Below are 21,725 nucleotides of genomic sequence, written 5' to 3'. Positions count from 1 at the left end.
TGAGCCGACCGTCCGGCGCCAGCGCTGCCGACCGAACTGCGTCGGGTCTAGTCTCGGGCCCATGGCTTCCTCACCGGTGTCCGACGACGTCGTGGCGTGGCTGCTGGACAGCGATCCCGCGCTGCGCTGGCAGGTCGAGAAGGACCTGCTGCACATGCCCGAGGATGTCTGGCGGGCCACGCGTGCTCGCATCGCCACTGAAGGTTTCGGGGCTCGCTTGCTGGCCCTGCAGGACGAGGCGGGAACCTGGGCGGGCGGGGCGTTCTTTCCCGCCGGCTTCGACTTCAACGGTCCGGAGGCCCGGCCGGGGGCGGGGCAGCCGTGGACGGCGACCACCTGGTCGCTCAACACGCTCCGGGAGTGGGGCCTGGACGCCCTCGGTGCTGCGCGAGCGGGACACCGCGGCACTGATCGCGGCCAACACCCGCTGGGAGTACGACGACCTTCCGTACTGGGGCGGAGAGGTCGACGCGTGCATCAACGGGTTCACGCTGGCCAACGGTGTGTGGCTCGGGGCGGACGTCGGCGGGATCGCCGACTGGTTCGTCGAGCACCAGATGGCCGAGGGCGGCTGGAACTGCGAGTGGGTGGAGGACGGTTCGACCCGCGCCTCGGTCCGCTCCACGCTCAACTCGCTCAAGGGGCTGCTCACGCACGAGGAGGCCACGGGCGGCACCGCCGCCACCCGTCAGGCGCAGGAGCGCGCCGAGGAGTACCTGCTGGAGCGCCACCTGATCCGGCGGCTGTCGACGGACGAACCCTTCGGCGACTGGGTGTTCCGCCTCGCCTACCCGTTCCGCTCGTTCTACGACGTGCTCAGCGCCGCCGACTACTTCCGTGCCGCGTCTGTGCTGCGCGGCACGCCGCCCGACGAGCGCATCGGCGAGGCGATCGAGAAGATCCGCGAGCAGCGACAGCCGGACGGCACGTGGTTGCAGGCGCGGCGCCACCCGGGCCGGGTGTGGTTCGAGTTCGACGTCGACGCCGGGCAGCCGTCGAAGTGGCTGACGTTCCATGCCGCCCGGGTGCTGGGCTGGTGGGACGGGGCGCGGGGGACCGCGGCCCACGCCTGAGCGCTTGAAGAAGGTCAGCGTGGGTCGGTGACTTCGATGGTGCCGTCGAAGACGGTCACGGCCAGCACTCCGAGTCGTTTCTCTGGCCCACCTCTCCGGGCCCTCTGCGCGGGCGCCTTACCGGCGGGGCTTTCTGGGGCGGACCTCAGGGGCGCCTCAATTGTGTCGTGAAGGGTTATCCACAGATTTCAGATCGCACGTGCATGCCGTACGGATGTTCGAGACAATGGTGTCAGTGAACAGGAGTCAGTGAATGACGAGCCGGGCGGGGGTGGTGACCAGTGGAGCAGCCGACGAACAGCACGGCCGCCGGTGGCCTGCCTCCCGCACGGTCGATCGAGGAGGCGCTGGCCCGGATCGAGGCGGGGGTCGGTGACCTGGCGGGTCTGGTCGGTCCCGAGGTGCTGGACGGGTGGGATGCTCCGAGTGTCGGACGCCTGGTCGAGGCGCATGCTCGGGTTCGTCGGGTGACGGGCCGCCTGGACGGGGTGCGGTACACGGTGTTGCCGCGGATCGAGGATGATGGTTCGTGGCGCTCGGGCGGGGCAACGCGCACGTTCGTGTCCTGGCTGCGGGTGCGCGAAGGGGTGGCGGCGGCCACGGCGCGCAAGGACGTCACGACTGCGCGCCGGCTGGCGACCGCGCTGCCCGCGACCCGGGAGGCCCTCGTGGCCGGGACCGTGGGCGCGGATCACGCGCGGGTGATGACCGAAGAGGCGCCCACGAGCTCGACGCGTCAGGACGCCCTGGCGTGGCTGGTCGATACCCGTACCGGGGAGCCGACCACACCGGAGCAGTTCGTGCAGAGCGTTGCGGTGGACTTCCCGGACCCGGCCCAGGACCCGGACGGTGACCGGACGCGCGTACTGGTCACGCAGGTGTTGGAGGGTGCGGTCGCGGATGGCACGCTGGTCACCGGGGAGGGCCTGGTCCTGCGGGAGGCGGGCGTGTTGAACGCGGACCAGTTCCGTATCGTGGCGCGCCGGTTCGCGTCGGTGACCGACCCGGACAGCGACGACACGGACGACGACAAGGCCGCTGCGGGTGAGTTCCTGGACCTGGCCAAGACCTTTGGCGGGTATCACGTCGCAGGGTTCCTGACCGACGAGCACGGCCTGCTGGTGACCGCGGCCGTGAACGCCGTCATGGGCGCACCCTCCGCGGAGGACACCCGCACGCCGGGGCAGCGCCGCGCGCAGGGCCTGGCCGACGTGGCCCGTGTGGTGCTGGACACCAACCAGGCCTCGCCCGGGGCCGCGATTCCGCCACACCTGAACGTGACCGTGTCCTGGACCGAGCTGGTCACCCAGATCACTCGCACCCGTGACGGTCTGTGCCTCACGTGCGGGCAGGCGGCGCCCGGTCGCAGCACCCGGCCAAGCGCGGCAGGCGTAGGCACAGGCAGTGGAGGCGTGGCGAATGGGAGCAACCCCGGTGCAGTCGGCGGCGGTCCAGCAGCTTGGGGTGCGGCAGGCGCGACGGTGTCTGGGCTGCTGGGCTCGGGTGGTGCGGTGTTCACGGAGAGCGGTGGACGCGCGCCACGGGCGCTGCTGCGCCGGCTGGCGTGCGACAGTGCGGTCACCCGCATCGTGTTCGGCCCCGACGGTGCCGTGTTGGACGTCGGACGCGCGCAGCGGACCGTGACCGGGCAGATGCGTCGCGCGGTGATCGCCCGCGACCAGCACTGTGTCTATCCGGGATGCGATCAGCCGCCCTCGCGCTGCGAGGTCCACCACGCCGTCACCCACTGGGCCCACGGCGGAGACACCTCGGTCACCAACAGTGCGCTGTTGTGCTGGTTCCACCATCAGCTGGTGGACGCGCGTGGCATCGTCATGCACTGGACCGGCAAACCCACCACCGACACGACCGGTGTCAGCACCGTCGGAGCCCTGGTGGAGACCGGGTGGGCCTTCACCGACGCCCGCGGACATCGCATCCGCCTGCCCGAAGCCCTCGACCCACTACCGGACACCAACCCGGCCCACCCGACTACGGACCCACCGGCGACCGAAGCCGCCTGACCGCCTGGCCGGCGGACCGGCGGACCGGCGGACCTGGCGGACCGGCGGACCGGCAGACCTGGCGGACTGGCGGACTGGCGGACCGGCGGACTCGGCAGACCGGCGGACCTGGCGGACCGGCGGACCGGCAGACCTGGCGGCCTGGCGGACTGGCGGACTGGCAGATGGACTCTGTGGCGCCGGCATATCTGTCCTTTCCAAGGTCTAAGAGGCCGATACCGGCGCCGCCGTTTCTGACGCATTGCCGACCACTCTGCTCAGCGGCATGGGCGGCGCGTCCTTGTGGTCCTGGAGATCCACGCGATGGGTGCCGCACGCCGTGCACCGCACGTAGAGCACGTGGCCCGCCGAGGTCGGGTGGCGCGACTCCGTCGTCCACGAGTGCTCGTGCGGGGTGTCGCGGGCAGAGTCACGGGCGGAGTCGCGGGTGGTATCGCGAGTGGCGCCGCGCGGTGCGGGACGGGCGTTGGTGGAGACAGTGCCGATGGAGACGCTGCTGGTGGAGACGCTGCTGGTGGAGACGCTGCTGATGGAGACCATGCGTCCCACGATGCTGTAATGGTCTTATGCAACTCAACCCTTACGGTGAGTACGCGGTCCTGCTGGCCGCGTCCCTGGCCAACGACTGGCCGCACGACCGGGCGGGGATCGAGGCTCGGACGCGCGAGTTCGGCATGACGATGGAGTTCCAGGAGGAGCCGGAGGACCACGCGCTGTCTCGCCTCGCCATCGACGACTGGCTGCGCGTCGTCGACGCACCCGAACCCGCGGAGCGGGCCGCGCTGCTGAACGCCCAGATGGCCGCCGTCGCCGCCTACCCGCGCCTCACCGACCACGACGGCGAGGGCTGGCACCTGCACTACCGCGAGAAGAACCAGGTGCTGTCGTCGGTGCTGCGGGCCGTGATCAGCGTGGGCACCTCGCTCCACCTCGTCACGCGCGGCATGCACCGGCTGGGGCGCTGCGCATCCGAGCCGTGCACTCAGGTGGTGGTCGACGTCACCCGCAACGGGCGGCAGCGGTATTGCTCCGTGCGCTGCGCCAACCGCGCGGCAGTGCGCCGGCACCGTGAGCGGACCACGGGTTCACCCGGGTGAATCTGGGCCCGGGCGTGCTGTTCGCCGGTTCGAGCGTCCGCGAGGCTCGTAGCCTTCTGCGTCATGGGGGATGAGCAGCAGACCGAGACGACGCCGGATCCGTACCGGGCGCCGCTTCCGCACACGCCGACGCCGGATCCTTACCGAGCACCGCTCCCGCCGAACCCGGATCACTACCAGGCGCCGCTCCCGTACACGTCGTACGCGCCCGTGAACGGGTCGCCGGTTACCGGGTCGCCAGTTGCCGGGTCGCCGGTTACCGGGTCGCCCGTCGCCGGGTCGCCCGTCGCGGGGCAGGCGGCTCCGAGCAACCCGCAGGCCACCGCGAGCCTGGTGCTCGGGATCGTGTCGATCGTCGCGAGCATCGTGTTCCTGCCGGCGATCGTCGGCGTAGTGCTCGGCATCGTCGGGGTGCTGCGATCTGGCCTGACCGATCCGCCGGTCGGGCGCGCCAAGGCGATCGTCGGCATCGTGCTGTCCGTGCTCAGTGTGCCCATCGGCGTCGCGCTCGTCGATCAGATCGCAACGGGTGTCCGGTCCGGGCTGGCGGGACTGGAGCAGGCCATGGAGGAGGGCACGGAGGAGGGCGCACCCACGGCCCACGCCTCGCAGAGCGCGTCGCCGGTACCCGATCTGGCGGAGTTCATCGAGGTCGACGCGGCGGAGTGGGAGTCCATCGTGGATGACCCCAACCAGGCCAGGGACCGTCCCGTCGTGGTGTTCGCCGAGGTCATGCAGTTCGGCGGCAGCACGGGGTCCGACAGGTTCCTCGCCAGCACCGGCGTCGACCAGCCAGGCGAGCTCGAGCTGCAGACCGACACGCTCCTCATCGGCGACGAGGCGCTGCTCGACGGCGTGGAGACCGGCGACGTGCTGAAGGTGCACGCGGTGGTGACCGGGTCCTTCGAGTACGAGACCCAGGTCGGTGGTACCGCAACGGTTCCGGTGCTGGTGATCGCGCAGCTGGAGGACGTCGGCTATGCCGATCTGAGCAAGGACGTCACGCTCGGCACGACCGTGAGCACCGAGATCGGCTGGGCTCAGATACCGGCCACCGTGACGAACAGCAGCCAGCGGACATTCACCTACGCGGTCGACGTCGTGGCGGAGAGCAAGGACGGCTCGACCTCCTACGCCACCGGAACGGGGTTCGCGGAAGACCTCGAGCCCGGACAACAGAAGGAGGTCACGGTCGACTTCTTCGAGGACCTTCCGGCCGACGCCGTCTTCCGCATCGAGAAGGTGGAGCGGTACCCGGAGTGATCGCCACCTGCTACCTCGCCTACCCGATGCCTACCCGATGTACGACTCCGCGAGCTCCGTCACGTCGTTGGCGTATGACACCGAGCGGTTGTAGGCCGCCAGCGCTGCCGTCCAGCCGTCGTCGGTGGTGACGTCGTCGCCGCTCTGGCACAGGTACCGGGCGGCGGTCAGGGCCGCGTCGTCGATCTGCTGCGGATCCGCCTGCCCGTCCAGGTTTCCGTCCTGGGCGTAGGCCGCCCAGGTGGAGGGGATGAACTGCATCGGTCCGACGGCGCGGTCCCACTGGGTGTCGTCGTCGAGCGCGCCGTCGTCGGTGTCGAGGATCTCCATGACGCCCGCGCTGCCGTCCAGCGCGACGCCGATGATCGGCGGCGTCACCGTCCCGTCGGCCCCTGCGCGCGCTCCCTGGTAGCTGCCGTGCACCGACTCGACGGCGCCGATGCCCGCCAGCGCGTTCCACCCGATGCCGCACTGCGGCTCGGTCTGCGCCAGCCGGAGGGAGGCCCCGGCATACGCGGCCAGCGCCCGCAGCGGGATCTGCGTGCGCTCCGCGGCGTCCTGGAGCCAGGCCGGATCGGCCAGCTCGGCCAGTGGCGCCGGGTTGGTGACGGGCTCCGCGGACGGCTCGGGCACCTGCTGCTGCGGTGCCGGCGGGTAGTCGCGGTCCAGTCGCCAGTTGCTCTGGCCTCCCTGGCCCGCACCACAGCCGGACAGGAGCAGCCCGGACAGGAGGAGCCCCGTCGTGAGGGCAGCGGCCCGAGTTCGTCTTGGTGTCACGGTCTTGGTGTCGCGGTCTTGAGTGTCACAGTGATTGCGGGTCTCCGTGGTCGGGGATTTCAGGCTATGGCTGGTCAGCCCCGATCTGACGGTCCCCGACAGGACCTCCCACAAACGTGCGCGTTCCGAAAGGCGCCTTTCGGTGGGCGCCTATCGCAGGGCTCATGCAGCCGCTCAGGACCGGTCGCTCAGGACCGGTCGCTCAGGACTGGCCGCCCCGGACTGGCCGCCCCGGACCGGCCGCCCCGGACCGGCCGCTCAGGACTGGCCGCTCAGGACTGGACGGAGAGCATGCGCGCGGGGACGCCGGACGCGCCGTCCGATCCCGTCGGCTTGGTCGCCGCGAGCCGGCCGAGCACGGACAGCCCGGAGCACTGGGCGCGGAGCGAGTCCAGGGCCGCCGTCTCGCGGTCCTGGTCGAGGTCGGCGACGAAGAGCAGGAACACGTAGTCGGCGCTGTCCCGCACCGGCCGGGCGACGATGTTCTCGAGGTTGCAGCCCAGCGCCTCCAGGGGCGTGAGCAGGGCCGCGAGGCTCCCGGGGGCGTTGTGCTTCGGCAGGGCGGCGAACACGGTGGTCCACCGGGCCGTCGTCGGCTGGGTGTCGCCGCGCTGCAGGGTGTCGCCGCGCTGCAGGGTGTCGCCGCGCTGCAGGGTGTTGTCACGCTGCACTGTGTCGCCGCGGCTCACCAGGCCGAACTGGGTGATTGCGCCGGCGCTGTCCTCGACCTTCGTAGCGATGGTCGCGACGGGGTACAGCTCGGCACACACGGGCGCGGCGATGGCCACCTCGCCGGGCGCGAGCGACGCGCAGGCCTCGGCAGTCGACGAGGCCGCACGGCTCGGTACCCCGAGCGAGCTCACGTACCTCGCGCACTGCGCCAGGGCGTGCGGGTGGCTGACGACGACCTCGGGGGTCACGTCGCCCGAGAGGGCATAAGCGTTGAAGGTCACCGGGACGAGCACGTCAGCGACGATGCGGCTCGCCGTCGTGCCCAGGAGCGAGTCCCAGGTGGGCAGCACCACGCCGTTCACGGTGTTGTCGATGGGCACGACGGCGCCCTCGATCGCGCCGTCCTCGACCTGGGCGATCGCCTGGGCCTGCGTCGTCAGCGCTACGAGGTCAGCTCCGGGACACAGGTCCCGTGCGGCTCCGTGCGTGAACGTTCCTTCTGGGCCGAGATAGCCGATGGCCACTAGTCCTCCTGTGTTGTCTTGCTTGTGTCAGCGGATGCCCTGTGTCAGCGGATGCCTTGGGTCAGCGGTTGCCGGGCTCTGCAGGTGGGGCGCCGTCGGCGCCGTCGACGTCGGCGGGGAAGAGAGCAGCCCACCGGTCGGACGTCGTGGCCAGGAGCTCGCGCAGCGTCGCCGGGTCGCCGCGTTCGACCTGGTCCGCGACCAGCTCGACCTCGTGCGCGTAGCGCCGCATCGTCTCGACGATGTGGCCGGTGTTGGTGAGCAGCACGTCCCCCCACATGTCGAGGCTGTCCGTGGCCCTCTTGGTGCTCTCCCGGAAACCGCCGGCCGGAAGCGTCGTCAGCATCGGGTCCGGGTCCTTGACCACGAGGTCGAGGAGCGGCACGGGAAGCATCCGGGGCAGGTGGCTGACGACGGCGACGAGCCGGTCGTGCCGGTCCGGGTCCAGCACCTCGACCCGGGCCCCGATCCCGCGCAGGAGGTCGGTGCACCACCTCGTCACGGCGGGGTCCGTGCGCTCGGTCGGCGTGAGCAGGAAGACCCGCCCGGCATAGATCCGCGCGGTCGGGCTGTCGACCCTGGCCGTGGCCGGTCCCGTCATCGGGTGGCCGCCGATCGGCACCACGCCGTCGGGCAGGATCTTGACCATCGCCTCGGTGACCGCGACCTTGGTGCTGCCGATGTCCATGACAATCGCGCCTCGGCGCAGCAGCGGTCCGAGCTCGGTGAGGTCGGTGATGATCTGCTGTACCGGCGTGCACAGGACGAGCAGGTCCGCCGCTCGGGCGACGTCGGCGGCGCTGTCCAGGACCTCGTCGACGTACGACTCGGCGTCGGCCCGGGCCCGGGCGTCCGGCGAGCTGTCGTACCCGACGACTCGCTCGATCCCGCCCTCGATACCGCCCGCGCCACGGAATGCCGCGGCGAGCGAGGCGCCCATGAATCCCAGGCCGATCACACCGGCCGTCTTGCCGTCCGTCACGGGCTGACACTATCTCGCGGCGGGGAACCGGCCCCCTGATGGCTGCCGCAGGCGCGGAACGCTAGGCTGGCTCGGGGCACTCGATGAGCCTGCCGCCCGCGCCGAGATCGCCAGTCCGGTGAATGCTCGGTCCGGTGAATGCATCGACGACGACGTCCTGTCAGAGGTTCTCGTGGCTCCCACGGTGCCCCGGACGGCAATGCGGGCACCGACCAAACTCACGGCACCGGGATTGCGATGAAATCGTGGACCTGACCCTCAACGACGCCAAGGCGTCCGCCCGAGCACTGCGCCGCACGCTGGCCGACGCCGATGTCACGATCAGCCACAGCCACGCGCTGGAGATCGTCTCGGGGCCGCGGTTCCGGTGCTCCGGATCCAGGACGAGACTTACGCCCGAGAGTTCTACGTGGACTACCTCGGGTTCAGCGTCGAGTGGGAGCACCGCTTCGAGCCGGGGCTGCCGACTGACGGCCTGTAGCGCCCGGGACCAAAGCCCGGGACCAAAGCCCGGGACCAAAGCAATCGTCTGCAGCGTTGTCTCCAGTGACGCCACCACCAGCGGCGTCGAAGCAAGCACTAAGTCAAAACAAGCACGAAGTCAGAACAAGCACGAAGTCAGAACAAGCACGAAGTCAGAACAAGCACTAAGTCAGAACAAGCACTAAGTCAGAACAAGCGCTTAGGAGTACGGATCATGACCAGCGGGATTCACGACACCGGACAGATCACGCGCGAGCCGGGCACCGAGACGGCCGTCCTGGCCGGCGGGTGCTTCTGGGGCATGGAAGACCTCATCCGTCGGCAGCCGGGAGTGCTCGGCACGCGCGTCGGCTACACCGGCGGGCGGAACGACCACGCGACGTACGGCAACCACCCTGGGCACGCGGAGGCGGTCGAGATCACCTTCGACCCGGGACAGACGACCTACCGGGACATCCTGGCGTTCTTCTTCCAGATCCATGACCCGTCGACGCTGAACCGCCAGGGCAACGACGTCGGTACGAGCTACCGCTCGGCGATCTTCCCGCTGACCCCCGAGCAGGAGACGGTCGCTCGCGACACGATCGCCGACGTGGACGCGTCCGGTCTGTGGCCGGCCAAGGCCGTGACGACGATCGAGCCCGTCGGGCCGTTCTGGGAGGCCGAGCCCGAGCACCAGGACTACCTGATCACCTACCCCAACGGGTACACCTGCCACTTCCCGCGCCCGGGCTGGGTGCTGCCCCGGCGCACGTCCGCCACGGCGTGACAGTTCGGCAGGGTTTCACAGTTCGGCAGGTGTGACAGTTCGGCAGGGTTTCACAGTTCGGCAGGTGTGACAGTTCGGCAGGGTGTGACAGTTCGGCAGGGTGTGACAGTTCGGCAGGGTGTGACAGCTCGACAAGGAGGGTGCGCCCATCGCTGAGGCGGTGGGCGCACCCGCACCCAGTACCGACGCCGGTGGCTACCTCGCTGGCTACCCTGCAGCGCGGGCGACGTGCTCGCGGGCGAGCATCAGGTAGGAGCTCGCCGTCCACGTGTACGCCCGGTCGCGCAGGCCCGCTCCCGTCGTCGCATCGAAGTTCTCGGCGAACCCGGACCGCTCGCACGTCGCGCGGAAGCGGGCGCTGACCTGGTCGGCGAGCTCTGCCGCGCCTGCGCGGCGCAGGCCGTCCTCCAGGAGGACCGTGGACGGACCCCAGACCGGTCCGCGCCAGTAGCCGTCGGCCCGGTAGTGCGGGGAGTGCAGCTCCTCGGTCGCCGGCCCGACGGCGGTGAGGTAGTCGGGAACCCGGGCGATCAGGGCGTCGACGACGTCGCGCGGCAGGAACTCGGCGGCCACCAGCGGCATCAGCCCCAGCAGGCTCTTCTGCCCGTCGGGCTCACGATCGGTGACGCCGCGGGCCACGAACCGCTCGCCGTCCCACAGCTGGTCGACGAGCGCCGCCGCCAGCTCGTCCCGCTGCTTGCGCCACGAGTCACCCCGTCGGGTGTCGAGGCGCTCGGTGACACGGTCGCCGAGGCGGTCGGCCAGCTGTCCCAGGGTGTCGAGCTGCAGCACGAGGTAGGCCGCGAGGTCGGGCGCCTCGATGACGGTCTCCCGGAGGAACATCGTCGAGTTGTCCCACCCGGAGTCGTTGCCCTGCTGGTAGTAGGGGAGCGCGTGTCCGGGTGCCCGGCGATGGGTCAGCCAGAAGTCCGTGAGCCTCGCGAGCTCCTCGGTCACGCGCTCGAGCGCGGGGCGGTCGAGGTCGGGCAGCAGGCGGGCCAGCCTGGCGAACGCCCACCCGTGCACCGGCGGCTTGACGCAGGCGAACGAGACGATCGCGTGGCCGACCAGGTCGGGCAGCGCACCCAGCTCGTCCTGGTGGTCGAAGGGCATCTCGAAGGCGTCGAGCGCCTCGTCGGGCAGGCCCGGTGCGAGGGCGAGGGCGTTGAAGCAGTGGTCCCAGCTCCACACCCGGTCCATCCAGTGCTTCGACATGAGCACCGCCTCGCGACGGATCATCCCGCTGGGCGCGACCGTGGCGGACCACAGCACGTAGGCCGCCAGCGTGGCCGCGGGCGTCTCGGGAGAGCGCCAGGGGGCGATCGCGTCGACGTAGGCCGCGAACTCGCGGCGGACGTGCTCGGCGACGTCCGGGAAGCTGTCGGTCGCGCGGTACGCGGCCTTCGCGCTGCCGATCTCCTCGATCGCGATCTCCCACCCGTCTTCGGAGGTCCTGCTTTCGGAGGTCCTGCCCTCAGGGGTCCCGCCCTCGGCCCCGCCCGTGGAAGCCCCACCCTCGGGGGTCACGACCTCGGGGGTCACGACCGGGCGGCCTCCCCGGTCCGCAAGGCGGAGAGCAGTCCCCTCAAGCGGAGTGATCCGCAGCCTGGCGCCGATGCGGTCGTCCGCGAGCAGGACGGCGCCCGTGGCCGGGTCGGTGAAGGCGTGCGGCGCATACTCGTCGGACGACGATCCGCCACGCAGCTCGACGTGGGCCCCGTGCCCGCGGACGCGAAGCGACTCGGCGTCCTCGAACGCCACCTCGAACCACCCGGGCGCGCGCTGCCCGGGCGCGCCCTGCGCCCGCAGCCTCGACGGCGTCGCGGCGACGACGGGTGCCAGCTCTCGGCCGGCGTCGTCGAACAACACGATCTCCGCCGCGGCGTGCATGCCGTGGCGGTGCGAGACCAGGTGCAGATGGCGTGCCGATGTGTGCGGCCCGACGACGGTCGAGACGTTGAGCCAGGACCCTCGTCTGCTGAACGGGACCTCAGCGACGTCGACCCGTACCTCGTCCTGAACCTCGTCTAGTACCTCGTCTAGCGCGTCCACGCGCACGATCATCGCACACGCCATGACCTATGCGTGCCCGATACTTGCAGGCCATCCGGCACACTTCCTGGCACACTATGGAGTGCCTGTGGCGGGTTTGCCACAGGGCTGTCGAAAAACAGGGCTGTCGAAAAACAGGGCTGTCGAAGGAGATGGGGTTGACGGTGGCGAAGGTTGGCATAGCCGATGTCGCGCAGGCGGCGGGGGTCAGCGAGGCGACGGTCAGCCGGGTCATCAACAACCGCGGCACCGTGGCCGCGGGTACCCGCAAGGCCGTCGAGGCGGCGCTGCGCACCGTCGGATATGCCCGCACCAACGTGAGCAACGTGGTTCTGCTCGTCACGCCGGGTCTCGACGAGCCCTTCTTCGCCCGGACTTCCGAGCGGATCATGAGCGCACTCGGCATGCACGGGCTGCGCGGTGTCGTGTGCTCCGCGCCGGTGGGCGGGACGCAGGAGCTGGACCTCGTCTCGGCGATGGTCGACGCCGGGATCGTAGCCACGATCTTCGTCTCGGCCAGCAACACCCTGGAGGGGGCGGACCCGGGGGTGCACCGGCTCCTGACCCGCGAGCACATCCCGTTCGTCTGCATCAACGGCGCCTTTGATCAGGCCGATGCGCCGGTGCTGTCGACGAACGACGCCCTCGCGTCCCAGCTCGCGGTGGAGCACCTGTGGGGCCTGGGGCATCGCCGGATCGGCCTGATCGCGGGGCCCACTGGCAACCGGCCCAGCGACCGGCGGGTCGCGGGCTTCCGCGAGACCATGGCGGCGCTGGGCGCCGGCACGGGCGATGGCACGGGCGATGGCACGGTCGACGCCGCTGTCTACGCCCCTGTCGTGCGCATCGCCTACAGCATGGAGGGCGGCGTGTCCGCGGCGACAACGCTGCTCGGGGCCGCAGAGCCACCGACCGCGATCATCGCGGCGAGCGACGAGATGGCGCTCGGCGCGATCCGCGCCGCCCGCCGGGCCGGGCTGTCCATTCCCGGAGACCTCTCCGTCGTCGGGTACGACGACGCCCTGCCGCTCGACTTCGTGGATCCGCCGCTGACGAGCGTCCGTCAGCCGGTCGACCGGCTGGCCGCTGCCGTGGCCCCGATCGTGCTCGCGCAGGTCAGAGGCCGCCACCCCGATGCGACCGAGCTGATGTTCGACCCTGAGCTGATCGTGCGGGCTTCGACGGCCCCGGCGCCCCGGTGACGGCCTGAGCGGCGCCCCGGTCGTGACGGCACGCTGCAAGGGCTTGCACAAAGTACGTCACTGAGCCTACGGTGCCGCTGTGACGATGACGCACCGTGCTGGCCCCCGAGACGAGGCCCGAGACCCGGCTCGAGACGAAGCCCGAGACGGGGCCCGAGACAAGGCCGGCCTGCCCTCGCTCGCCAGCTCCGACACGTCGCTCGGCGAGATCTTTGACTGGGCGTGCCGGGAGTCCCTCGGGTTCGTCCGGACGGGCCGCGCCGGGGAGGTCCCGTCGTACTGGGCCGGTCTCCAGGACCGCCCGATGTTCTACTCGCGGGACGTCTGCCACCAGGCTCTGGCCGGGCACCTGCTCGGTCTCGGCGCCGAGAACTTCGTCATGCTGGAGCACTTCGCCCGGTCGGCGACCGAGCGCCGGGGCTTCTACCCCCTGTGGGCGTTCCTCTTCGACGGCACCCCCGCACCGATCGACTACCACGACGACGACCGGTTCGTGCGCGAGACACCGGCCGCCTTCGAGCTCGCCGAGACCGCGCTGCGCCTGTACCGCTGGACGGGGGACGAGCGGTACCGCACCGGTGCGGCCTTCGCGAGCTACTACCGCAACCTGGTCCGCGAGTTCATCCCGCGGCACGACATCCTGGGGACTGGGGTCGCGGGGGAGCGCGGGACCGAGGACATCTTCGCGGGCAGCCCCAGCTACAACGAGTCGCGCGAGGGCGCGGGGTTGCAGGTCGCCGGGGACGGGCTGTCGTCCCAGTGGGCGGCGCTCACGGCGATCGCGCGGCTCGTCCCCGATGCCGCCCTGGCCGCGGAGGCCCAGCAAGCAGCCGACATCACGCGGCGCGTCTTCGAGGACTCGTGGTGGGACGCGGACGCGCAGCAGTACCTGACGGGCGTGTCCGCCGACCGGCGGTTCACCGACTTCGCGTACGAGCCGTCGTGGTTCCCCGCGGTCAAGGGCCTGCTGCCTGCGGGCGAGCGGGCTACCGCCCACCTCGACTTCGTCGCGCGCGGGATGGCCACCAGGCCCCCGGCCAACATCGAGGCGTTCACCTACCTTCCGGAGGCTTACCTCGCGTACGACGACGACGCGACGGCCATGTCCTGGATCCGGCACCTGGCCGACTCCCGGTCCGACTACCCGGAGGTGCCGTTCACACTCGTGCAGCACCTCGCCCTCGGCCTGACGGGCCTGGAGCCGGCGTGGGACGGCGCCCTTCAGACCCGGTCCCACGTCCACGACCAGTGGATCCAGGTCGACGACGTGCCCGTGGGCCCGGCCCGGGTGAGCATCCGGCACGAGGGACAGGAGGCGTCCACGCTCACCGTCGTGGCCGGTCAGCCCGTGCGCTGGTCGGCACTCGTCGGCGGCCGCACCGAGCACCACGTGGTGCGGGCCGGGGAGAGCGTCCGTGTCACTGCCTGAGGTGTCACTGCCTGAGATGTCACTGCCTGAGATGTCACAGCCTGAGGTCTCGCCGACCGTCGGCGAGGCCCGCACAACCAACCCAGACATAGGAGGAACTTCGATGAGGAAGATCTCTGTGGTGCTCCTGACCGCTGCTTTCGCGGTCGGGCTCACCGGTTGCTCGGCCCCGGACTCCGGTTCGGGCGCGACGACCATCAGCTTCGCCCACTGGGGCAACAACGAGGAGAACGCCACGATGGAGGCGATGGTCGCCGCCTTCGAGGCGGAGCACCCCGACATCGACATCGAGGCCGAGTGGATCCAGGCCGACTACGAGCAGCGGCTCCAGACGACGATCGCCGGTGGCAGCCAGGCGACGGTCGCCCAGATCGGCAACACGATGCTCGCGGCCTTCGCCAACGCCTTCCGCCCCGTCGAGGTCGACCCGGACCTGTACTACTCGGCCAACACTGCGCGCAGCATGCAGTTCGACGGCGAGTACCTGGCCGTCCCGTTCGTGGCGAAGCCCAAGGTCATGGCCGTCAACGCCGCGGTGTTCGAGGACGCGGGCGTCGAGCCCCCGACGGCGGACCGGGCTCTGACCATCGACGAGTTCGACGAGCTCGCGCAGCAGGTCACCTCTGGCACCGCGCCGGACAAGACCTACGGTTCGGCCCGCCTGTGGTTCAACGGCTGGCTGGTCGCCGAGGGTGGCGCGTTCTACAACGACGACGCGACCGCCTGCACGCTCGACAGCCCCGAAGCCCTCGAGACGACAGAGGACCTCATCGCGGCCCAGTCGCCCGACGGGTACGCCCCGACCCAGCTCGACGCCGAGGGCCAGGACATGTTCGACTGGCTCGGCATCGGCCGGCTGGCCATGCAGCCCGACTTCGGGCCGTGGGACATCGCCAAGCTCGTGGCTCTCGACGACCCGGCGATCGACCTCGTCCCGGTGCCCGGCGACGGTTCGCTGCTCGAGTTCAACGGCCTGGGCATCTCGGCGTCCGCCTCGGACGAGGAGGCGGAGGCCGCGCAGACCTTCGTCGACTTCATGAGCACCGCGCCCGCCGCGCAGGACCTCCTGACCACGAGCGAGTCCTCGCTCGGCGTGCCGATCATCGAGGAGTCGCTCGCGGCCTTCCTGGACGCGGCCCCCGACAAGAACCTGCAGGCGTTCGTCGACGCGCTGGACCAGTCGACCATCGACCCGTCGGTCGCGAACGACAACCAGATCCGTACGGCCTTCGACGACGTGATCTACTCGGACACCGCGCTCGGCGCAGGCGACGAGGACCCCGCCACCGTGCTCGCGGACTTCAACGTCGAGTGCCAGAGCATCCTCGACAGCGAGTGACGGGCGCCGAGTGACGAGAGCACACCGACATGTCTGACGCGATCGAGGCCCTCTACAGCCTCTTCGAGACGATGCGCCTGCACGAGGACCTGCGGCCGCTCGCCGTGTTCCTCGTCCTGCTCGCCGTGGGGTACGCGCTGTTCCTCGGCCCGTTGTTCCTCGCCGTCCGTAGCGGACGGGTCAGCAGGAGCACGGCCGCCTTCTGGGTGTTCGTCTCACCGTGGATCGCCGGGTTCCTGATCTTCACCGCGGGCCCGATGCTCTACTCGCTCGCGCTGTCGCTGTTCGACTGGGACCTGCTGAACCCGCCCGAGTTCATCGGGCTGGCGAACTACGCCGAGGCCGCGCAGGACCCCCTGCTCGGCAAGGCGCTCCAGGTCACCCTGACGTACGCGGCGATCAGCGTGCCGTTGCAGACGGCCCTGTCGCTGGGCGTGGCGCTGCTGATGAACATGCGCGTCGCGGGGATCCACGTGTTCCGCACGGTCTGGTACCTGCCGAGTCTGGTCACCGGGGTGGCGCAGGTGGTGCTGTTCCTCTGGGTCTTCAACCCCAACTACGGCCTGCTCAACGGTGTCCTGTCGCTCTTCGGGATCCAGGGACCGCCCTGGTTCGCTGACCCGAACTGGGCACTGCCGGCGGTGATCATCATGAGCCTGTGGACCGTGGGCGGGAACATGGTGATCTACCTCGCGGGCCTCCAGGACGTGCCCACCGAGCTGTACGAGGCCGCCGCGCTCGACGGCGCCGGCCGGGTGCGCACGTTCTGGAACATCACGCTCCCGCAGATCAGCCCCGTCGTCTTCTTCAACGTCGTCACGGGCCTCATCGCGGCGATGCAGACCTTCACCCAGGGCTACGTCGTCATGCAGGCCGGCGGCGGGCCGTCCAACTCGCTGCTGTTCTACGTCCTCTACCTCTACCGGAACGCCTTCGAGTTCTTCCGCATGGGCTACGCCTCGGCCCTGGCCTGGATCCTGCTCATCATGATCCTGCTGCTGACCCTGCTCGTGTTCCGGGGGAGCACCTTCTGGGTCTACTACGAGTCCGCCCGACCCGAAGGGAGACGTCGTGCCCGCTCCCGCTGACACCGAACCCCGCCCCACCACCTCCGCCGGCCGCCGCCCGGGGCGCGGCGTCACCCAGCCCAGACCCGCGGGCCAGGTCGGCGCATTCATCACCCTGCTCCTCGGCTCGCTGGTATTCGCCTACCCGTTCCTGTGGATGATCTCGACGTCGCTGCGCACGCGCAGCGGCATCGCCGAGGCGGGCGTCTCCCTGTGGCCCGTCCAGTGGCAGTTCTCGAACTACGTCGACGCCCTGACCGCGTTCGACTTCTGGCGCTACCTCGGGAACTCGCTCATCACGACCCTCGTCCCCGTGGTGCTGACGGTGCTCGTGTCCTCGCTCGTCGGGTTCGCCTTCGCCCGCGTCCCCGCCCGCGGCGCCGGGATCCTCTTCGGCATAGTCCTGGGCACGATGCTCCTGCCCGGGGAGGTGACCCTGGTCCCGCAGTTCATCCTCTTCCGGACCCTCGGAATGATGGACACGCTGTACCCGATCATCCTTCCGGCTGTCTTCGGGTCCCCGTTCTTCATCTTCCTCTTTCGCCAGTTCTACCTGCGGCTGCCGCAGTCCCTCACCGACGCCGCCATCGTGGACGGCGCCGGATGGTTCCGAATCTGGAGGTCGATCTACCTGCCCCTCTCCCAGCCCATCGTGGTCGCCGCCGCAGTGCTGCAGTTCATGGCCTCGTGGAACAACTTCATGACCCCCGCCATCTACCTCTCGTCCGACCGGTGGAAGACGCTCCCGCTGGCGCTCGCGGGCTTCAACTCCGCGAACAGCACCGACACGGGCCTGCTGATGGTCGTCTCGATCGTCGTGATCCTGCCCTGCGTCGTGCTCTTCTTCGCCGCGCAGAAGCACATCGTCGGCGGCATCAGCTTCACGGGGTCCAAGTGACGGCGCCGGTCGGCCTGCCGACCCTCCCGTGGGTGCCCGGCATCGAGTACGGCACCATCACGTCCGTCGTCGAGCTGCCGGGAGCGCCCGACGGCGCGGTAGCCGTGCTGGCCTCGGCCGCACCGCGAGCTGCCGACGTCCAGGCGACGGTCACGACGTCGCCGTCGGGCAAGGTCGTGGTGCATATCTCGGCGCCGGTACCCGTCGAGACGAGCTTTGTGGCGCTCGTCCCGACGCGGGACGCGGTGGCGCTCTGGACGCCGGGGAGCGGCACCGACCGCGGCGGGCTGACGCCGTCGTGGGCGGGCGAGCACGTCGTGTCGCCCTTCGAGGGCATCCCGCTGGGCTGCGTCATCGGCCGCAGCGACACGGCCGAGCTGACGTTCGGCGTCCGCACGGACCTGGACTCGGTGCGGCTGCGGGCCGGGCTGGTCGAGGAGACGGCGCAGGTCCAGGTCGCCTGCGACCTGATCGCCGACGAGCACGGGACAGACGTCGTGCTCGACTTCGAGCGGCAGCCGTTCACCCAGGCGGTACGCGCAGTGGGCGCGGAGATCGGCCTGCACGTCGACGCCCCCCTCGATGCCTCCCTCGACGCCTCAGCCGAGGCCAGCGGAGCGCGCCACGAGGAGCCCGTGCTCTGCACCTGGTACGCGCTGCACCAGCACGTCGACACGGCGTCGCTGACCGCCGAGGGCCGGCTCGGCGCGGAGCTCGGGTTCGGCACGATGATCGTCGACGACGGCTGGCAGACCGCCGACAACGGGCGCGGCTACGGCTCGTGCGGGGACTGGGCGGTCGAGCCGACGAAGATCCCGGATCCGGCGGCGCTCGTCAGCGAGCTGCGCGAGCTTGGCCTGGAGACCATGTGGTGGATCGGCTCACCGTTCGTCGGCCTCCGCTCCGCCGCGTACGCAGCCACCAGCGGGTTGCCGCTGCCCGTGCTGTACGAGGACAAGGGGCTCGATGCGTCGGTCCTCGACCCGCGCTCCCGCCGGGTGCGCGAGCACCTGCGCGAGCGGCTGCTCGCCCTGATGCGGACGACGGGCGCCGCCGGTCTCAAGATCGACTTTCTCGAGCGCTGGGGACGCACCCCCGAGACGCCGGCGCCCGCCGACGCCGTGAGCGGGTCCGTGCCCGACGCCGCGCTCAGCCTCCTGGACGAGCTGATCGCGGGCATCAAGGAGACGGTCCCGGACCCGCTCGTGGAGTTTCGTGAGCCCTACACGGGGGCGCGGGCCATCCGGCGCGCGACGATGCTCCGCGTGGGGGACTGCCCGATGTCTCCCAGGCGCAACCGCATGGGGATCACCGACCTCCGGCTGGTCACGGCGGGGATCGCCGTGCACGCCGACCCGGTCATGTGGGCGCCGCACGACTCGCCGGAGCGGGTCGCCCAGCACCTGCACAACACGATGTTCGGTGTGCCGCAGGTCTCCGTCCTGCTCGACGGCCTGCGGGCCGATCACCGTGCGGTGCTGGCGCACTGGCTGGACACCTGGCACCGGGTGCGGGACGTCGTGCTGCACGGGACCCTGACTGTCTCCGGAGTGAGCGACGGGTACAACGAGGTCACGGCAACGGGCTCTCGCACAGCCGACGGCGAGGCTGTGACGGTCCAGTACACGCCGGTCGTCTCGTCCCCGCCCGCCGGCGCCACGTCCTGGCTCCTGGTCAACGCCCACGACGAGGACGCGGTGCTCGTGCGCACGGCACCCGACGTCGTCGCCGACGTGGAGGTCGTCGACTGCCAGGGCCGTCAGCTGTCGAGCTCCCGCGTGACCCTGGGCGAGATCACCCGGCTCCCGGTACCGCCGGGCGGCACGGCCCGGATCACCCTGGAGGCTTCCTAGTCCTCGCGCCCGGCTAGTCCTCGCGCCCCGGCTAGTCCTCGCGCCCCGGCTTCGACGAGCGCAGCCGCTTGGTCGCGCCCTGCTGCTTCTTGGCGGCCAGCCGCCGCTCCTGCGAGCCCCTGGTGGCCCGCGTGGCGCGGCGGGTACGCGGGCCAGGGGCCAGGGCCTCGGCGACGAGGGCGGCTAGGCGTCGCCCGGCGGCGTCGCGGTTGCGCCGCTGCTCTCGATGTTCCGAGGCGACGACGGTGAGGGCGCCGTCGACCAGGCGATCCGCGAGCCGCGCCATGATCCGCTGGCGCTGCGCGTCGCTCAGGACGGCGGACCGGCCGACGTCCCAGGTCAGCTCAACACGCGAGTCCGTCGTGTTCACACCCTGGCCGCCCGGGCCGGAGGAACGGGAGAACCGCTCCGTGAGCTCGGCCCGGGGGATCGTCAGCGCAGGGCTGACCACAAGACCGGGGCGGACGGGTGCGGGCATGTGCTCATCGTCCGGGGTCACAGGTTGGGTGTCCAGCGGCAGAGGCGGGCCCCGGCGTCGTGCCGGGACCCGCCTCCGCTTAGTTCACTCGCAGGTCAGGGCTCGATCGTGGGCACGAAGTTGTCCAGGAGGAACTGGCCCTCCGCGCCCGCGGGCAGCTCGCCCATGAACCGGGTGACGGCGTCCGTGCACTCCGACTGGACGAAGAGCTGGAAGTCGATCGTCTCGACCGACGGGTCTGCCCAGTGCCCGGTCTGCGCGGCGACGAGCACAGCCTCGGAGGCACCCTCGACGTCGATGTACGAGGCGTAGAAGCCGAGCTCGTTCAGCTCCTCAGGGTCCGGCATCTCCTGGTCCACGAAGGGCGACTGGACGAGGATCCGCCAGTGCAGGTCGCCGAACTCGTTCGAGACGGCGACCTCCGGGGACTCCCACTCGTGGCCGGGGCCGCCGTCGCCCACGACGGCCCGCCCGGTCCAGTCGGCCGGAACCTTGTAGCCGACGCCGTTGGTCTCGCCGGCCTGCCAGGTATCCGTTGCACCGTCGGTGGGCTCGCCAAGCTCGATCGGGAGGCCTACCGGATCGCAGCCGGGCGGGTCCGCGACGGTGCTGGGGGCGAGCGCGGCGGTGCTGAGCGCGGCGGCGGAACAGGACACCTGCGCGGGGGCGGCGACGGCGGTCGTCGCTGAACCCGCCGTTAGGCCGACGATGAGGCCGGCCGTGAGAACGATGGAACGTGCCTTTGTCTGTGTTTGTCTCATACCTTCTAAGACGCGGCAGGCGTCCGGACGGTTGTGCCCGTCTTAGAAGTCGCCGTGACGTTCAAGCAGGTCGGACGGCGTTTCCGCGGAGCGGGCGGCCAGATCTCTACTCAGTGACTGCGGATAGTGGCTGCGTCGGGTAGACGGCGGCGTCCACCAGGGTTCGGTTGCCGAGCGGCTCGTCCAGCTCGATCGTGAACGGCGTGGGCGGGTTGGAGGGGCAGGTGTGATCCCCCGACTGACCTTGGACCCCGATCACGAGCTCCACCGAGTCCTCGAGCTCGACCAGGCGCTCCAGGGTGACCCTGCCCTCAGCCGGCTCGCCGCCCGCGCACGCGGTCTCGGTGACGAGCAGGTGCACCTGCGAGGACGCGGGGTCCGGCGGGTTGTCGGGGTCGAGCGACACTATCGCGTCGCCGAGCCCGTCCAGGTCGGCGCGCAGCGCACAGTCGCTGCTCTGCCAGAGCTGCCAGCCCGCGCCGCCCTCCTCGGTCTCGTCGACCCACTCGATACCCATGAGCTCGTGCGTGCGTTGCTCGCCGGCGTTGTCGCGCGGCTCGGGCAGCTCCCGGATCAGGTAGACCTGTGTGCTGCTCTCGGTCAGCACCCGCCACTGCTCGGGCTCGATGTCGGGGATGCTCGCCCCGTCCAGCGCCGCAGCGGCCTCGTCGCCGAGCTCGTCGGCGGTCAGGCCGTCGGTCAGCACATCCGCCGGGACCGGTGTGCCTTGGCACAGGTATTCGCCCGGGTCACTGGGCGTCTTGTGGGCGGGCGCCCCGCCCACCGCCCCGCCAACCGCCCCGCCAACCGCTCCAGCCTGGGCGCAACCAGCGACCAGTGCTACCAGGCCGATCGTCCAGCCCTGCATCAACCTGCTCCGTCGCATCTTGGCTCCTCGGGCATGTGCCGCGTCGCTCGCGGCGTCTACCCGGCATGTGTCCTCCGCCGGTCAGCGCTTGCACGCCAGGCTGGGTAGACGTCT

Annotated in this window: 20 protein-coding genes and 1 pseudogene; 13 read left to right on the top strand and 8 right to left on the bottom strand. The window is 70.7% G+C overall.

Annotation, left to right across the window (positions count from 1 at the left end; translation table 11 throughout):
* Positions 1–380 precede the first annotated feature (380 nt).
* Complete coding sequence (locus AB1046_RS07950) at positions 381–1,073, top strand: squalene cyclase (RefSeq protein WP_369374075.1); 693 nt, start codon at positions 381–383, stop codon at positions 1,071–1,073.
* Between the two features lie 281 nt (positions 1,074–1,354).
* The gene (locus AB1046_RS07945) at positions 1,355–3,097 is read left to right on the top strand and encodes a DUF222 domain-containing protein (protein ID WP_369374073.1); all 1,743 of its coding nucleotides are present in this window, start codon (positions 1,355–1,357) and stop codon (positions 3,095–3,097) included.
* Between the two features lie 204 nt (positions 3,098–3,301).
* Here the strand turns inward: AB1046_RS07945 and AB1046_RS07940 are convergent, their stop codons facing one another.
* Positions 3,302–3,637, bottom strand: a complete 336-nt coding sequence (locus AB1046_RS07940) for a hypothetical protein (protein ID WP_369374071.1) — start codon at positions 3,635–3,637, stop codon at positions 3,302–3,304.
* A gap of 26 nt (positions 3,638–3,663) precedes the next feature.
* Between AB1046_RS07940 and AB1046_RS07935 the strand changes: the two genes are divergently transcribed.
* Together AB1046_RS07935 and AB1046_RS07930 are read left to right on the top strand one after the other, a co-directional pair.
* The gene (locus AB1046_RS07935; protein ID WP_369374069.1) at positions 3,664–4,194 is read left to right on the top strand and encodes a CGNR zinc finger domain-containing protein; all 531 of its coding nucleotides are present in this window, start codon (positions 3,664–3,666) and stop codon (positions 4,192–4,194) included.
* A gap of 63 nt (positions 4,195–4,257) precedes the next feature.
* Positions 4,258–5,457, top strand: a complete 1,200-nt coding sequence (locus AB1046_RS07930; protein WP_369374067.1) for a hypothetical protein — start codon at positions 4,258–4,260, stop codon at positions 5,455–5,457.
* A 30-nt stretch (positions 5,458–5,487) separates the two neighbouring features.
* Here AB1046_RS07930 and AB1046_RS07925 read toward each other — a convergent pair whose 3' ends face one another.
* The 3 genes from AB1046_RS07925 to AB1046_RS07915 all read right to left on the bottom strand — a co-directional run bounded on the left by AB1046_RS07925 (position 5,488) and on the right by AB1046_RS07915 (position 8,412).
* Positions 5,488–6,234: a lytic transglycosylase domain-containing protein gene (locus AB1046_RS07925; protein WP_369374065.1), complete on the bottom strand. Its 747-nt coding sequence runs from the start codon at positions 6,232–6,234 to the stop codon at positions 5,488–5,490.
* A 272-nt stretch (positions 6,235–6,506) separates the two neighbouring features.
* Entirely contained in the window at positions 6,507–7,430 is a 924-nt protein-coding gene (locus AB1046_RS07920) for a prephenate dehydratase (RefSeq protein WP_369374063.1), read from the bottom strand.
* Between the two features lie 61 nt (positions 7,431–7,491).
* Positions 7,492–8,412, bottom strand: coding sequence for a prephenate dehydrogenase (locus tag AB1046_RS07915; protein WP_369374061.1), 921 nt, complete (start codon positions 8,410–8,412; stop codon positions 7,492–7,494).
* Positions 8,413–8,534: 122 nt separating this feature from the next.
* On the opposite strand from AB1046_RS07915, the pseudogene AB1046_RS07910 reads away from it, so the two are divergent.
* The 3 genes and pseudogenes from AB1046_RS07910 to msrA all read left to right on the top strand — a co-directional run.
* A pseudogene (locus tag AB1046_RS07910) lies at positions 8,535–8,720 on the top strand (hypothetical protein); the annotation flags it as partial.
* A gap of 59 nt (positions 8,721–8,779) precedes the next feature.
* Positions 8,780–8,893 (top strand): glyoxalase superfamily protein, encoded by a 114-nt coding sequence (locus AB1046_RS07905; RefSeq protein WP_369374059.1) that lies wholly within the window; start codon positions 8,780–8,782, stop codon positions 8,891–8,893.
* A 216-nt stretch (positions 8,894–9,109) separates the two neighbouring features.
* Positions 9,110–9,664: a peptide-methionine (S)-S-oxide reductase MsrA gene (gene msrA, locus AB1046_RS07900; protein ID WP_369374057.1), complete on the top strand. Its 555-nt coding sequence runs from the start codon at positions 9,110–9,112 to the stop codon at positions 9,662–9,664.
* Positions 9,665–9,871: 207 nt separating this feature from the next.
* On the opposite strand, the gene AB1046_RS07895 is transcribed toward msrA, so the two are convergent.
* Positions 9,872–11,716 carry an amylo-alpha-1,6-glucosidase gene (locus AB1046_RS07895; protein WP_369374055.1) on the bottom strand — a complete coding sequence of 615 codons (1,845 nt, stop codon included), beginning with the start codon at positions 11,714–11,716 and terminating at the stop codon, positions 9,872–9,874.
* A gap of 164 nt (positions 11,717–11,880) precedes the next feature.
* Here AB1046_RS07895 and AB1046_RS07890 point away from each other — a divergent pair, with 164 nt between their 5' ends.
* The 6 genes from AB1046_RS07890 (at position 11,881) to AB1046_RS07865 (ending at position 19,504) form a co-directional block, all read left to right on the top strand.
* Positions 11,881–12,918 (top strand): LacI family DNA-binding transcriptional regulator, encoded by a 1,038-nt coding sequence (locus AB1046_RS07890; RefSeq protein ID WP_369375625.1) that lies wholly within the window; start codon positions 11,881–11,883, stop codon positions 12,916–12,918.
* A gap of 79 nt (positions 12,919–12,997) precedes the next feature.
* Positions 12,998–14,347: a hypothetical protein gene (locus tag AB1046_RS07885; protein WP_369374053.1), complete on the top strand. Its 1,350-nt coding sequence runs from the start codon at positions 12,998–13,000 to the stop codon at positions 14,345–14,347.
* A gap of 103 nt (positions 14,348–14,450) precedes the next feature.
* Complete coding sequence (locus AB1046_RS07880) at positions 14,451–15,686, top strand: extracellular solute-binding protein (protein WP_369374051.1); 1,236 nt, start codon at positions 14,451–14,453, stop codon at positions 15,684–15,686.
* 29 nt (positions 15,687–15,715) lie between these two features.
* Positions 15,716–16,774, top strand: a complete 1,059-nt coding sequence (locus AB1046_RS07875; RefSeq protein ID WP_369374049.1) for a carbohydrate ABC transporter permease — start codon at positions 15,716–15,718, stop codon at positions 16,772–16,774.
* The gene (locus AB1046_RS07870) at positions 16,758–17,651 is read left to right on the top strand and encodes a carbohydrate ABC transporter permease (RefSeq protein WP_369374047.1); all 894 of its coding nucleotides are present in this window, start codon (positions 16,758–16,760) and stop codon (positions 17,649–17,651) included. The genes AB1046_RS07875 and AB1046_RS07870 overlap by 17 nt, the downstream gene beginning before the upstream one ends.
* Entirely contained in the window at positions 17,648–19,504 is a 1,857-nt protein-coding gene (locus AB1046_RS07865; protein ID WP_369374045.1) for an alpha-galactosidase, read from the top strand. The genes AB1046_RS07870 and AB1046_RS07865 overlap by 4 nt, the downstream gene beginning before the upstream one ends.
* A gap of 31 nt (positions 19,505–19,535) precedes the next feature.
* On the opposite strand, the gene arfB is transcribed toward AB1046_RS07865, so the two are convergent.
* The 3 genes from arfB to AB1046_RS07850 all read right to left on the bottom strand — a co-directional run bounded on the left by arfB (position 19,536) and on the right by AB1046_RS07850 (position 21,629).
* Positions 19,536–19,982 (bottom strand): alternative ribosome rescue aminoacyl-tRNA hydrolase ArfB, encoded by a 447-nt coding sequence (gene arfB / locus AB1046_RS07860; RefSeq protein ID WP_369374043.1) that lies wholly within the window; start codon positions 19,980–19,982, stop codon positions 19,536–19,538.
* 95 nt (positions 19,983–20,077) lie between these two features.
* Entirely contained in the window at positions 20,078–20,743 is a 666-nt protein-coding gene (locus AB1046_RS07855; protein ID WP_369374041.1) for a hypothetical protein, read from the bottom strand.
* A gap of 106 nt (positions 20,744–20,849) precedes the next feature.
* Positions 20,850–21,629 carry a hypothetical protein gene (locus AB1046_RS07850; RefSeq protein WP_369374039.1) on the bottom strand — a complete coding sequence of 260 codons (780 nt, stop codon included), beginning with the start codon at positions 21,627–21,629 and terminating at the stop codon, positions 20,850–20,852.
* Positions 21,630–21,725: the final 96 nt, after the last annotated feature.

It is taken from the genome of Promicromonospora sp. Populi (assembly GCF_041081105.1).
GTDB lineage: Bacteria > Actinomycetota > Actinomycetes > Actinomycetales > Cellulomonadaceae > Promicromonospora.
The sequence above is the reverse complement of the archived record's forward strand: the minus strand, read 5'-3'. Positions and strand labels throughout refer to the sequence as shown.

What these genes read in the sequence shown, in the direction of transcription:
- AB1046_RS07940 (WP_369374071.1), bottom strand. Translation starts at nt 3,637, where the DNA reads ATGGTCTCCATCAGCAGCGTCTCCACCAGCAGCGTCTCCACCAGCAGC.
- AB1046_RS07935 (WP_369374069.1), top strand. Translation starts at nt 3,664, where the DNA reads ATGCAACTCAACCCTTACGGTGAGTACGCGGTCCTGCTGGCCGCGTCC.
- AB1046_RS07930 (WP_369374067.1), top strand. Translation starts at nt 4,258, where the DNA reads ATGGGGGATGAGCAGCAGACCGAGACGACGCCGGATCCGTACCGGGCG.
- msrA (WP_369374057.1), top strand. Translation starts at nt 9,110, where the DNA reads ATGACCAGCGGGATTCACGACACCGGACAGATCACGCGCGAGCCGGGC.
- AB1046_RS07880 (WP_369374051.1), top strand. Translation starts at nt 14,451, where the DNA reads ATGAGGAAGATCTCTGTGGTGCTCCTGACCGCTGCTTTCGCGGTCGGG.
- AB1046_RS07875 (WP_369374049.1), top strand. Translation starts at nt 15,716, where the DNA reads ATGTCTGACGCGATCGAGGCCCTCTACAGCCTCTTCGAGACGATGCGC.
- arfB (WP_369374043.1), bottom strand. Translation starts at nt 19,982, where the DNA reads ATGCCCGCACCCGTCCGCCCCGGTCTTGTGGTCAGCCCTGCGCTGACG.
- AB1046_RS07855 (WP_369374041.1), bottom strand. Translation starts at nt 20,743, where the DNA reads ATGAGACAAACACAGACAAAGGCACGTTCCATCGTTCTCACGGCCGGC.
- AB1046_RS07850 (WP_369374039.1), bottom strand. Translation starts at nt 21,629, where the DNA reads ATGCGACGGAGCAGGTTGATGCAGGGCTGGACGATCGGCCTGGTAGCA.